Source organism: Amycolatopsis sp. NBRC 101858, assembly GCF_030269325.1.
GTDB lineage: Bacteria > Actinomycetota > Actinomycetes > Mycobacteriales > Pseudonocardiaceae > Amycolatopsis > Amycolatopsis ponsaeliensis.
Window position 1 is genome coordinate 410,248 of sequence record NZ_BSTD01000004.1, and the last position, 12,630, is coordinate 422,877.

Consider the following 12,630-nt stretch of genomic DNA (forward strand, 5'->3'; position numbering starts at 1 on the left):
ATGCTCGGGTGGCTCAGGCTCCCGTCCCCCGCCGTCTCGAAGAAGAGAAGACGCCATGACTCGTACGCGCCTGTCCCGGCTCGTCGCCGGTTTCCTCGCCGTGGGGCTGTCCGTCGCCGGGCTCTCCCTCGCCTCCGCGGCGAGCGGCCCACCCGGCACACCCCAGACCGCGGCGGCCGCGGCGGAAGTGCCCTTGACCAGGACGGTGTCGGCGAGCAGCGCGCTGCCCGGCTATCCCGTCGCCAACGCCGTCGACGGGAACCAGGCCACCTACTGGGAGTCCGCGAACAACGCCTTCCCGCAGTGGATCCAGGCCGACCTCGGCTCCACCAAGTCGCTCTCGCGGATCGTGCTGAAGCTGCCCACCGGCTGGGAGGCCCGCACCCAGACCCTCGCCGTGCGCGGCAGCACCGACGGCACGAGCTTCACCGACCTCGCCGCGTCGAGCGGGTACGCCTTCGCGCCGAGCACCAACACCGTGACCATCCCGGTGGCGGCCTCGACCCGGTACGTCCGGCTGAACGTCACCGCGAACACCCAGTGGCCGGCCGCGCAGCTCTCGGAATTCGAGCTCTACGGGCCCGACACCGGCGACACGCAGCCGCCGACCGCCCCGGCGAACCTCGCGCTGACCGAGCCCGCGTCCGGCCAGGTCAAGCTGACGTGGTCGGCCTCGACCGACGACGTCGGCGTCACCGGCTACACCGTCTACCGCGACGGCACGCCCGTCACCACGGTCACCGCCACCACCTTCACCGAGACCCGGCCCGCCGGCACCCGCGTCGAGTACTTCGTGCGGGCCAAGGACGCCGCCGGGCACGAGTCCGCCGACAGCAACCACGTCGTGCGCCAGGGCACCCAGGCCGGCCAGAACCTCGCCGCGGGCAAGCCGATCGAGGCGTCGTCGAGTGTCTTCTCCTTCGTCGCCGCCAACGCGAACGACAACAACACCGGCACCTACTGGGAAGCTTCGGGCCAGTCGAGCACGCTGACCGTCAAGCTGGGGTCGAACGCCGACCTCGACCAGGTCGTCGTGAAGCTCAACCCGGACCCGGTCTGGGGCGCGCGGACGCAGAACTTCGAGGTCCTCGGGCGCGACCAGGGCGCCACCGCGTTCACCTCGCTCAAAGCCGGCGCCGACTACCGCTTCGACCCCGCGGCCAACCAGAACGCGGTGACCATCCCGGTCAGCGGGCGGGCAGCCGACGTCCGGCTGCAGTTCTCCGCCAACTCCGGCGCGCCCGGCGCGCAGGTCGCGGAGTTCCAGGCGTTCGGCACCCCGGCGCCGAACCCGGACCTCGTCGTCACCGGCACCACCTGGACCCCGGCGAACCCGACGGAGACGAGCCAGCTGGCCGTCTCCGCGACCGTGCGCAACGCGGGCACCGCGGCCTCGGGCGCGACGACCGTCAACGTCAGCCTGGGCGGCACGGTCGTCGGCACCGCGGCCGTCGGCGCCCTCGCCGCGGGCGCGTCCACGACGGTGACCGTGAACGCGGGCACCCGGCCGCAGGGCACCTACAGCGTGGCGGCCACGGTCGACCCGGCCAACACGGTCGTCGAGCAGGACGACACGAACAACACGTTCACTTCGCCCACCCAGCTGGTGATCGCGCAGGCGCCGGGCCCGGACCTCGAGGTCACCGGCATCACGTCGAACCCGCCGAACCCGGCGGCCGGCACGGCGGTGTCGTTCACCGTCGCGGTGCACAACCGCGGCACGAGCGCTTCGGGCACCTCGGTGACCCGGCTGACCGCCGGCGCCACCACGCTCACCGGCGCCACGGGTGCGATCGCGGCCGGGGCGACGGCGAACGTCGCGATCTCCGGCACGTGGACCGCCACCACCGGCGGCGCGACCCTGACCGCAACGGCCGACTCGACGAACACGGTCGCCGAGACCAACGAGTCCAACAACGAGCTGTCGCGGGCGATCGTGGTGGGCCGCGGCGCGGCCGTGCCCTACACCGAGTACGAAGCGGAATCGGCGCAGTACCAAGGACAACTGCTGCAGACCGACCCGCTGCGCACGTTCGGCCACACGAACTTCGCGACCGAGTCCTCGGGCCGCCAGTCCGTCCGGCTGGCGAGCCAGGGCCAGTACGTCGAGGTCACGTCCACGAACCAGGCGAACTCGATCGTGGTGCGCAACTCGGTGCCCGACGCCGCGGCCGGCGGCGGGCAGGACTACACGCTCAGCCTGTACGTCAACGGCACGTTCGCGCAGAAGCTGACGCTGTCCTCGACGCACAGCTGGCTCTACGGCACCACCGACGACCCCGAGGGCCTCACCAACCGGCCCGGGGGAGACGCGCGGCGGCTGTTCGACGAGTCGCACGCGCTGCTGGCCCAGTCGTACCCGCCGGGCACGAAGTTCAAGCTGCAGCGGGACAACGGCGACAACGCGGCGTACTACGTGATCGACCTGGTCGACCTGGAGCAGGTGGCGCCCGCGCTGCCGAAGCCGGCCGAGTGCACGTCGATCACCGCGTACGGCGCGGTGCCGAACGACGGCGTCGACGACGCCCCGGCGATCCAGCGCGCGGTGACCGACGACCAGAACGGCGTCATCCCCTGCGTCTGGATCCCGGAAGGCCAGTGGCGGCAGGAGTCCAAGATCCTGACCGACGACCCGACCGTGCCCAACGGCGGCGGCCAGTACAACCAGATCGGCATCTCCAACGTGACGATCAAGGGTGCCGGCATGTGGCGGTCGCAGCTGTACTCCCTGATCCAGCCGCAGGACGCGGGCACCATCAACCACCCGCACGAAGGCAACTTCGGGTTCGACATCGACAAGAACGTCCAGCTCTCGGACATCGCCATCTTCGGCTCCGGCCGGATCCGCGGCGGGGACGGGAACGCCGAAGGCGGCGTCGGGCTCAACGGCCGGTTCGGCACCGGCACGAAGATCTCCAACGTCTGGATCGAGCACGCCAACGTCGGCGTGTGGGTCGGCCGCGACTACAGCAACAAGCCCGAGCTGTGGGGCCCGGCCGACGGCCTGGAGTTCAGCGGCATGCGGATCCGGGACACCTACGCCGACGGCATCAACTTCACCAACGGCACGCGCAACTCGCGGGTGTTCAACTCGTCCTTCCGCACCACCGGGGACGACTCGCTCGCGGTGTGGGCCAACCAGTACGTGAAGGACCCGTCCGTCGACATCGGGCACGACAACGTGTTCACCAACAACACGATCCAGCTTCCCTGGCGCGCCAACGGGATCGCGGTGTACGGCGGCTACGGGAACCGGATCGAGAACAACCTCGTTTACGACACGATGAACTACCCGGGCATCATGCTGGCGACCGACCACGACCCGCTGCCGTTCTCCGGGCAGACGACGATCGCCAACAACGCCCTCTACCGCTGCGGCGGCGTCTTCTGGGGCGAGCAGCAGCAGTTCGGCGCGATCACGTTCTTCGCGCAGGGCAAGGATATCCCGGGGGTGACGCTGCGGGACACCGAGATCCACGACTCGACCTACGACGGCATCCAGTTCAAGACCGGGGGAGGGGTGGTGACGGCGGCGGTCACGAACGTCAAGATCGACCAGTCGACCAACGGCGCCGGGATCCTCGCGATGAGCGGCGCCCGCGGCAGCGCGACGCTGACGAACGTGACGATCTCCGGCTCGGCGAAGGGCGACGTCGTCATCCAGCCGGGGTCGCAGTTCGTGATCAACGGCGCCCCGATCGCTGGGGCTTCAGTCGCCGCGGGACGGCGTAACGGGAACTGACAGGAGGGGGTGCCGCGAGGCACCCCCTCTCCTCACGCGTCGACCAGGTGCTCCCGCAGCAGTTCCCGGCGCCGCTTGTCGGTGACCCACCACTTGCGGGCCCCGGGCTTGCGGGCCTCGTACGCCAGCTGCTTGACGGTGCTGGCGCAGACGAGCTCCTTGACCTTCGCCCCCAGCCGGCCGCCGAGGTGGAGCCGGATCGCCGTGTCGTCGCGGCGGGAGAACTGGAAGATCCCGGCGCGGCGGCCGAGGCTCAGGCACTGGCCGGCGAACCCGACGGTGGCCGGGGCCGGAAGCGTGCCCGCGAGCCGGCTGAGCACCGTCTCGGCCGCCTGCGGGCCGAGCTGGACCGCCGACTGGCAGCCCATCCGGTACGGCAGGTCCGACGGCGCCGCCGCGTCACCGGCCGCCACGATCCGGTCGTCGTCCACGCTGGTCAGCGTCTCGTCGGTGCGCAGGCGGCCCAGGGCGTCGGTGCTCAACCCGCTGCGCGCGGCCAGGTCCGGCACGCCGAAGCCGGCGGTCCACACGGTCACCGCGCTGGGCAGCTCACGGCCGTCGGCCAGTCGCACGGCGTCGCGGGTCACTTCGCTCACCACGGCGTCGGCGAGCACGGTCACGCCCAGCTTCGTCAGCCGCGCGGCCACCGCGTGCCGGCCCTTCGGGTGCAGGTACGGCCCGAGCTCACCGCCGCAGACCAGCGTCACCGCGCGCCCGGCTTCCGCCAGCTCGGCCGCGGTCTCGATCCCGGCCGGGCCGGCACCGACGACCGTCACCGCGGACGCGGCGCCGAGGACCGGCCGCAGCTGCCGGGCCTCCTCGAAAGTCGTGACGGGGTGGGCGAATTCGGGGACGTTCGCGCCGGCGCTGCCGACGGCGTAGATCAGGTAGTCGTAGCCGAGGGGGCCCCCGCCGGCCAGTGTCACGTGGCGCGCGGCCGCGTCGATCCCGGTCACGCTGTCCACGACCAGCCGGACGCGCTCGGCCAGGACGTCGCGGTAGGCCACCGCGGCGTCGCCGGAGCCGGCGGCGAGCTGGTGCAGCCGGATCCGCTCGACGAAGTGCGGACGCGGGTTGACCAGGGTGACGGCGACGCCGTCGCGCCGGGTCAGGCGGTTGGCCGCCATGACGCCGGCGTAGCCGCCGCCGATCACGACGACCTCGGTGGGCTCGCTCATGGTGTCTCCTTCGATGCCGGGTTCGGCATGAAGACACCGGGTGGCCGGGCCCTGTGACACACCTGCACGGTGCCGGGCTGTGGTTCAGCTCACGCGCCGGTCGGGGACTTCGTCCACTGCAGGGCCGCGTGCCAGGCGGCGATCAGCGCCTCGTCGTCGGCGTAGCTCGGGCAGGTCCCGACCGGGACCCACGCCTGCTCGACCGGTTCGCCGTCTTCGACGCGCACCACGGTCACCCCGGCGTATTCCAGCACTTCGCGGCCGTGCCCGGCGGGGACCGAGACCGCGCGGGTGCCCAACCGCAGCCGCACCTGTCGTTCGCCCGTCATCGACCCCCGCTCTCCCCTGTGATGCTCGACGGTGGTGTCGCGTTCCGGCCGTGATCTGTAACAGCCCGGCCCCCGCGTGCGGTAAACGGCAGGAATGACCCGGCCAATGGCAGCCGGGTGGCGAACGGGTACGTCCGTTCGCGCTAATCCGGGTGTAACGATCTCCCGGCCCGGTCATCCCGAGGTCGCGGGGGGAAATCGTTCTGGGGGAGGTGCCGAAGACATGACGCGGGAAAGTTTCGAGTTCGAGGCGGATCCGGCGCAGATCAGGCTGGTGCGGTCCTGGGTGCGCGAGCAGCTGGCCGCGAGTGACGTGCCGGCCGAGGTGGCGGCGGACGTCGTGCTGATCACCGGCGAGCTGGCGACGAACGCCGTCCGGCACGCCGGCGGCCCCCTGCGCGTCCTGTTGATCTGCTCGGACGCCGCGGTGTGGATCGGGGTCGAGGACGCCGGCGGGTCCGCGTGGTTCGACCCGGTCGTGCCCGACGCCGCGCCGGCGGGCACCGGGCTCACCCTGGTGGCCGCGTGTTCCGACCGGCGCGGGCACTTCCACCGCCGCGACGGCGGCAAGACCGTGTGGGCGGAGATCCCGCTGGCGTCGTGACCCCGGTCAGCCGGTCTGCTCGCGGATCCAGGCGGCGACCACGTCGACGCGGGCGATCGTCTCCGCGCCCGGCTGGGGGCACGGCGGCCCCGTGTTCACGATGGCGATCAGGCGCGCGGTGCGGTCGTTGTCGTCCGAGACGAAGAACGGCCCGCCCGAGTCCTCCGGGCACGGGCCGTTGTCGACCGTGCGCGTGCCGATCGGCAGGGCCTCCAGGGTCGAGGAGGCGATGCCCGAAACCCGGAACCGCCCGCGCTTGAGGTGGTCGGACGGGCCGAGCACGGTCGCGGAGTGCGAGCCCCAGCCCGCGAACTGCAGTTCCTGACCGACCGACGGGCGCTTCGTGGCCAGCTCCACCGGGGCGATGTCGTCCACCGGCGCGCTGAGCTTCGCCACCGCCAGGTCGTTGACCGGCGACTGGCGGACGTCGACGACCACCGCCGTGTGCCCGCCCGGGTCGCTGTCCTTGAGCCTGCCGATCGTGACGGTCATCGTGTACGGCGGCCGGCCGCCGATCCGCGCGTCCTTGATGTCGTGGAAGCAGTGCCCGGCCGTGACGACCCACTGCGGCGCCACCAGCGAGCCGCTGCAGGCGCCGTCGCGAACGCCGCCGCCCTCGACCGGGATGTCGTCCGACGTCAGTTTCGCGTTGAACGGCAGGATCGGGCTCGGCGCGGGCTTCGTCGAAGCCGGTGGCGCGGGCGCCGGGTCACGGCCCAAAGCGGTGATGTCGGGCAGGCTGTGGCCGCCGAGCGCGGCGGCCAGCGCGGGCCCGGCCGGCGCGCCGATGGCGGCGTTGGCGAACGCGATACCGGCCCCCACCAGCACCGCGACGGCCACGGCACGCGCGCGGAAGCGCCGCCGTCGATCCGAAATCGTCCTCACACTCTTAATGCACGGATGAGAGCCCGGTTTGGTTGTGCGGAGTCGGACATGTCACGGCCGTTTGCGGGACGCCTTCGCTGTCGCGATCGCCGGCCACAGCACCGAAACGACCGCTTCGGGGATTTCGTCCCGGCTTTCCCCCCGGTAGAAGGCGGCGAAGTAGCTGCCGAAGCACATCGTCGCGATGGTGTGCCGGTCGATGCCGTCCTGGACCGCGCCGCGTTCCTGCAGCTCGGTCAGCACGTTCTCGACCAGCGTGACCCGCGGCTCGACCGCGTGTTCGCGCAGGATCCCGAGCAGCTCCGGCGTCCGGATCGCCTCGCCGGCGAAGTTGCCCATGAGGACCATGGCGTCCGGGTTGAAGTAGGCGGGGTCCAGTCGCCGGACGGCTTCGACGAACGCCTCGCGCGGCGCCAGGCCGCTCAGGTCGACGGCATAGCTGTCCCGCTGCTTGCGGAAGCCGTAGTCCAGCGCGTCGACGACCAGCTCGAACTTGGTGCTCCACCGCCGGTAGAGCGTCGGGCGGCTGACCTTCGCGTCGGTGGCGATGTCGCCGATCGTCATGAGCGAGTAGCCGTCGCGGACCAGGCGATCGCGCGTGGCCAGGATGATCGCCTCGTCGAGCGCGGCGTCGCGGGGACGGCCGCCGGGCCGGGGCGCGGTCTCCTCCGAGGTCATCGCCCGAGCCTAGCGGATACGTTACGGCCAATCGCTGTTAAGTTACGATACTTGACTGTAACGAAACACTGGCTTACCTTCGGATCATCGGACGGAAGGAGCCCACGATGACCACCGCCCAGCAGCTGATCGACCGCAGCGTCCCGTTCCTCGACGCCGTCAAGAACCGGACCGCGGGCGGGGAGCTGGAGACCTGGCTCAACGAGCACCACGGGCCCGGCAGCCCGCTGTACGACGACCTCGCGCGCATGATCACCGACGGCGTCCGCGCCGGCTGGGCCGCGAACATCGAGGTCGACGGCCCGAAGTACCGCCGCAGCCGGATCTCCGACCCCCAGGACGTCCTCAACTACTTCAGCGTCACCGCCGTCTACATGGACAGCGTCGAGCCCTACCGCGGGCAGTACCACCAGCACCCGTACGGCGAGCTCAACCTGGTGGTGCCCCTCGACCCCGGCGCGACGCTGAGGGGCCCGCGCGGCTGGAGCGGCCCGGGCTGGACCGCGCCAGGCCCGGGCAGCCACCACTACCCGGAGGTCAAGGGCGGCGCGCTGATCGCCCTCTTCTACCTGCCGGCGGGCCGGATCTCCTACGACATCACCCCGCCGGCCGAGTGAGCACCACCGTCGAGGAGGCGCTGCTGACGCGGCGCAGCTGCCGGGCGTTCCGGCCGGATCCGGTGCCGCGCGCCGACGTCGAGCGGCTGCTGGCCCTGGCGGCCCGGTCGGCCAGCAACTCCAACTGCCAGCCGTGGCGGGTGCACGTGCTGACCGGGGCGGCGAAACGGGCGCTCAGCGCGGACCTGCTGGGTGCGCACGACGAAGGCCGCCGCTCGGCGGGGGAGTTCGCGTACCAGCCCGGCGCGGACGAGTGGCGCGAGCCGTTCCGCTCGCGCCGCCGCCGCTTCGGCGAAGGGCTCTACCGGGACGCGCTCGGCATCGAGCCCGGCGACCCGGCCGGCCGCCTCGGCCACCACCGGCGCAACTACGACTTCTTCGGCGCACCGGTCGGCATGGTCCTGACGGTCAGCCGACTGCCCCTGCAAGGTGCGCTGATCGACGCGGGCCTGTTCCTGCAGGCGCTGATGCTGGCGGCGCGCGGAGCCGGGCTGCACACGTGCGCGCAGGCGTCGCTGATCGACTACCACCCGGTCCTGCGCCGCCACGTCGACGTGCCCGGCGACCACGTGATCGTCTGCGGGGTCGCGCTCGGGTACGCCGACGAAAGCCACCGGCTGAGCGGCCACCGCACGACGCGCGAGCCGGTGTCGTCGTTCGCGACCTTCCACGACGGCCTCCGGGACCCGGGCTGAGCTCAGGGGCGTTGCCCCACCTCGTCGACGTAGGTCTTCACCAGCACGGCGCTGTCCTGGGTACCCAGGAACTGGTAGGTCGTGGCGTCGAAGACCAGCACGATCGGCTGCGCCTTCGGCGAGGAGCCCGGGGGCACCGGGAACCTGATCCCGACACCCGGACGGCCGGCGCCGTCGGTGACGTGGTCCAGGGCCGTCAGGCCCGGCACCTTCGCCGCCGCCTCGAACAGCGCCGCGTAGGACGCGGGCTGGAGGACCTGCTCGTAGGCGAGGGTGTAGACGGCCTTGCCGATGTAGGTGGCCCGGCCGTCGCGATCGGCCTCCTTTCCGTAGAGGTAGGCCAGCATCGCGTCGGCCGTCGTCGGCAGGTCCGTCCGGTAGACCGACTTGGGTGCGCAGTCCTGGAGCGTCCCTTCCGCGCGCGGGTCGTTCGTGCCGTACATCGGCGCCTTGCCGTTGCGGCAGCCACCTTCCTTGGTGCTGCCGATCAGGCTGTCCCGGGTGCCGTCGACCGAGAGCCAGACCTCGCGGTCGGGGGGAACGGCGTACCCGGTCTTCACGTACAGGAACTGGTCCGGGCGCGGCGGCTTGGCCGGCTCCTTCAGGGCGGTGCTCGCCGCTTCGGTCAGCACCTTGACCGGGTCGGCGTGCGCGACGCCGGGGCCGATGCCCACCTGCTCGGCCGGGCCGAGTGCCACGACCGCGGTGATCGCCGCGGCCAGGCCGATCGAGGCGCCGGCGGCCCAGAACCAGCGCCGGGACCGGTGCGGCCGTTCCCCGCGCGCCGCGGCCAGCAGTCGCTCCCGCGCCGGGGCGAGGTGCTCCGACGACGCGAAGCCGATGGCCTCCGCGCGGTCTCGGATCAGGTCGAGCTCATCCATGGCTGAAGGTCTCCTTCGTGAGGTCGAGGGCGCCGAGTTCGGCGCGGACGTGGGTGCGGGCGCGGTTCAGCCGCGACTTCACGGTGCCGACGGGGATGCCCAGCGCTTCGGCGACCTCCTGGTAGCCCAGCCCCTCCGCGGCGACGAGCAGCAGGACGTCCCGCTCGCGCGGGCGCAGCGCGGCCAGCGCCCGGTCGAGGTCCGGCCCCAGCGCCTGGGCACTGACCCGGTCGGCGACCCGGTCGGCGTGGCCGTCGTCCACGGCGGGCGGCCCGACGGCCAGGCGGAGCTTGAGTTCGCGCACTTCGGCCCGCCACCGGCGCGAGACGAGGTTGGTGGCGATGCCGTAGAGCCAGGGCCGGGCGTCCGGCCGCGCCGGGTCGAACTTCGCGCGCTTGCCGAACGCGATGAGGAAGGTGTCCGCGAGGACGTCGTCCGCCGCGGTCGGGCCCAGCCGCCGGGCCAGGTAGCGGTGGATGTGCCGGGCGTGGCGGTCGAAGATGACCGCGAACAGGCTCGGCTCCTGCCGCGACCGCGCGATCACGCTCGCGTCGTCGTCGGCTTCGGTGTCTTCCGGGGTCATCGCCCGCCTCTCGCTGCGCAGAGTGTCATCTGCTGTTCTCGCCGGCGCGGGAACGGGTTCCGGGGAGAGCGGGGAAAGTGACCCAGGTCACGATGGCCGGGTATGCGCCCGGTATTCGGAAGGTTACTTTACTAAGTGGCGGTCGCGTTGTATGTTCGTCTGACCGCCGCCTTCAAGCAGTCCTGGTGAAAACCAGTCAGCTACGGAGGAGCTCTTGATCAGACCGGCAATCGCCTTTCCCGGCGCCGTCTAGCATTCCCGCATTCCCGGCCCGCGTCCGGCCGTAGTCCCGCCGGACCGTCACGCCGGCGGCCTGCCGCGCCCGCCGGACCCGTCCTGGTACGCCCGAGCCGACCACGGCCCGGCGTTTCACCGACCCCTTTTCCGGAGGTTTCCTTGTCACGCAAGACAACCGTCGCGATCGTGGCCGTCGCCGCGTGCGCCGCGGCCGGCTTCGGCGGCCTGAGCCCGTCGGCCGCGGCACCCGGCCCCGGCGCCCTCACCACGCTCGACACGTCGGCGGGCAACCGCGCGGCCCCGATCCCCGGGCTCTACGACTGGAGCAAGGCCGGCTTCCGCGGCGGGCAGAACCTGCCCGGCGCCGACGCGGTCAACCCGAGCTGCACGATCACCGCGGCGCAGCTCGCCGGCACCTACCAGGTCAAGCCGGACGACGGCGTCGACGACACCGCCGGCATCCAGTCGGCCATCGACAAGATCCACACGTCGTGCTCGCCCTCGGCGAGTTACACCAAGCTGAGCCTGATCACCTTCCCGGCCGGCACGCTGAACGTCACCCACGAGATCCACGTCGACGCGAACTACCTGATCCTGCGCGGTGCCGGCACGGACAAGACGAAGTTCGTCTACAAGCCGGACAAGAACACCGAGTACGACGTCGTGACCCCGGACGGCGACCAGTGGGACCAGCACGAGATGAACTACGAAGACGGTTCCGGCGGCTGGCTGTGGCCGGGCCGTGGCCTGTTCCGCGTGCAGTCGCGCGGTGTCGACCCCAGCTACGCCAGTCAGTACAAGAGTGCCCCGGCCAACCGCAAGGACATCTTCGAAGGCACGATCAACGTGCACTGGAAGGCGGGCGCGAAGCTGCGGGAGAAGCCCGGTGACAAGGGTTTCGCGGCGCGCGCCGGTGACAAGACCGTGTACCTGGCCACCAGCGCCAAGACCACGAACATGAAGGTCGGCGGTTTCATCAACATCCGGGCCGCCAACACCATGAAGTTCTACCAGTCGATGAACGCCGTGCCCACGACCTGGCCGCTGCAGAACCTGCACATGCGCCAGCAGTGGTTCACCATCACCGCGATCGACACCAAGAACCACACGGTGTCGGTCGACAAGCCGCTCGAGTACGACGTGCCCGTCGACTCCACTTCGGACGGTTCGGCGCCGATCGACGGCACGACCTACGCGTCGAAGGCGTCGCCGATCGTGGACCCGATCGTGGGCGTCGGCTTCGAGGACTTCTCCTTCACCCAGGCGGCCCCGCCCGGGGTCACCGAGGAGCAGGCGAAGGACAACTACGGCAACCTCGCGCCGTCGCTGGCCATGCAGGGCATCGTGTTCAAGTGGGCGGCGAACTCCTGGGTCCGCGGCATCCATTCGATGATGACCGGCTCGCACCCGATCGTGACGGAGGAAGCCAAGAACCTGCAGATCGTGAACAACGAGCTGGACGGCTCGTGGAACAAGGGCAAGGGCGGCAACGGCTACTTCCGCGGCTCGCGGGTGTGGGACTCGCTCTACGCCGGCAACACGACCCGCGACCTGCGGCACTTCACCTTCCAGTGGTCGGCCTCGGGCAACGTGGTGATCGGCAACGACATCGACTCGGACTTCAACATCCACGGCGGCTACGAACGCAACAACCTGTTCGAGCTGAACACGAACCGGGTCTCCTTCGCCCACCGCTCGGGCAACTGCACGGCCCACTGCGGTGACGAAGGCGGCGACGCCCCGGACGACTCGTCGTGGTTCCCGATCTACTGGTCGACCGGGCAGAAGGCGGTCAAGTGGTCCGGCTCTTCGGGGCCGCGCAACGTCTTCTTCGACAACACGATGACCAAGCAGGTCACCGCCGGTGCGGCGTACACGCCGTACTACCCGGACCACACCAGGATCTACCAGTTCGGCTGGGACGGCTCCGCCTTCCACCACCTCGACGTCGGCGGCACGCCGATCACGGACTGGGCGCACAACGAGCAGCGGGACTACACCGGCGGGCACGGCGTGGACGCGTCGAAGACCAGCACGGCGAAGTCGCTGTTCCTGAAGAACGTGAGCTGACGACCGCCTCGCCGTCCTCCGCACCGGGTGGGAGGACGGCGGGGCGCTCACCATGTGGAACGTGCCCACGTACGGGAATAGCTCCGCGAAGATCCGGTTGACCAGGTACGGACCACGCGCGAGCCCGGACA

11 protein-coding genes are annotated in these 12,630 nt (G+C 71.2%); 5 read left to right on the forward strand and 6 right to left on the reverse strand.

Annotation, left to right across the window (positions count from 1 at the left end; all coding sequences use genetic code 11):
* Positions 1 to 55: 55 nt before the first annotated feature.
* Entirely contained in the window at positions 56 to 3,742 is a 3,687-nt protein-coding gene (locus QSK39_RS30680) for a CARDB domain-containing protein (RefSeq protein ID WP_285481325.1), read from the forward strand.
* A 32-nt stretch (positions 3,743 to 3,774) separates the two neighbouring features.
* Here the strand turns inward: QSK39_RS30680 and QSK39_RS30685 are convergent, their stop codons facing one another.
* Complete coding sequence (locus QSK39_RS30685) at positions 3,775 to 4,920, reverse strand: NAD(P)/FAD-dependent oxidoreductase (protein WP_285481326.1); 1,146 nt, start codon at positions 4,918 to 4,920, stop codon at positions 3,775 to 3,777.
* Positions 4,921 to 5,009: 89 nt separating this feature from the next.
* The gene (locus tag QSK39_RS30690) at positions 5,010 to 5,249 is read right to left on the reverse strand and encodes a hypothetical protein (protein ID WP_285481327.1); all 240 of its coding nucleotides are present in this window, start codon (positions 5,247 to 5,249) and stop codon (positions 5,010 to 5,012) included.
* A 223-nt stretch (positions 5,250 to 5,472) separates the two neighbouring features.
* On the opposite strand from QSK39_RS30690, the gene QSK39_RS30695 reads away from it, so the two are divergent.
* A complete protein-coding gene (locus QSK39_RS30695) occupies positions 5,473 to 5,853 on the forward strand; it encodes an ATP-binding protein (RefSeq protein WP_285481328.1) in 381 nt (126 codons plus the stop codon).
* Between the two features lie 6 nt (positions 5,854 to 5,859).
* Here the strand turns inward: QSK39_RS30695 and QSK39_RS30700 are convergent, their stop codons facing one another.
* Positions 5,860 to 6,738: a S1 family peptidase gene (locus tag QSK39_RS30700; RefSeq protein ID WP_285481329.1), complete on the reverse strand. Its 879-nt coding sequence runs from the start codon at positions 6,736 to 6,738 to the stop codon at positions 5,860 to 5,862.
* A gap of 51 nt (positions 6,739 to 6,789) precedes the next feature.
* On the reverse strand, positions 6,790 to 7,416 hold the full coding sequence (locus QSK39_RS30705) for a TetR/AcrR family transcriptional regulator (protein ID WP_285481330.1): 627 nt from the start codon (positions 7,414 to 7,416) through the stop codon (positions 6,790 to 6,792).
* A gap of 107 nt (positions 7,417 to 7,523) precedes the next feature.
* Between QSK39_RS30705 and QSK39_RS30710 the strand changes: the two genes are divergently transcribed.
* Both QSK39_RS30710 and QSK39_RS30715 read left to right on the forward strand, forming a co-directional pair.
* A complete protein-coding gene (locus QSK39_RS30710; RefSeq protein ID WP_285481331.1) occupies positions 7,524 to 8,033 on the forward strand; it encodes a DUF4863 family protein in 510 nt (169 codons plus the stop codon).
* On the forward strand, positions 8,030 to 8,728 hold the full coding sequence (locus tag QSK39_RS30715) for a nitroreductase (RefSeq protein ID WP_285481332.1): 699 nt from the start codon (positions 8,030 to 8,032) through the stop codon (positions 8,726 to 8,728). Before QSK39_RS30710 ends, QSK39_RS30715 begins: the two co-directional genes overlap by 4 nt.
* A 2-nt stretch (positions 8,729 to 8,730) precedes the next feature.
* Here the strand turns inward: QSK39_RS30715 and QSK39_RS30720 are convergent, their stop codons facing one another.
* Both QSK39_RS30720 and QSK39_RS30725 read right to left on the reverse strand, forming a co-directional pair.
* On the reverse strand, positions 8,731 to 9,609 hold the full coding sequence (locus tag QSK39_RS30720; RefSeq protein WP_285481333.1) for a CU044_5270 family protein: 879 nt from the start codon (positions 9,607 to 9,609) through the stop codon (positions 8,731 to 8,733).
* The gene (locus QSK39_RS30725) at positions 9,602 to 10,192 is read right to left on the reverse strand and encodes an RNA polymerase sigma factor (protein ID WP_285481334.1); all 591 of its coding nucleotides are present in this window, start codon (positions 10,190 to 10,192) and stop codon (positions 9,602 to 9,604) included. The genes QSK39_RS30720 and QSK39_RS30725 overlap by 8 nt, the downstream gene beginning before the upstream one ends.
* A 396-nt stretch (positions 10,193 to 10,588) precedes the next feature.
* Between QSK39_RS30725 and QSK39_RS30730 the strand changes: the two genes are divergently transcribed.
* Positions 10,589 to 12,499, forward strand: coding sequence for a hypothetical protein (locus tag QSK39_RS30730; RefSeq protein ID WP_285481335.1), 1,911 nt, complete (start codon positions 10,589 to 10,591; stop codon positions 12,497 to 12,499).
* Positions 12,500 to 12,630: the final 131 nt, after the last annotated feature.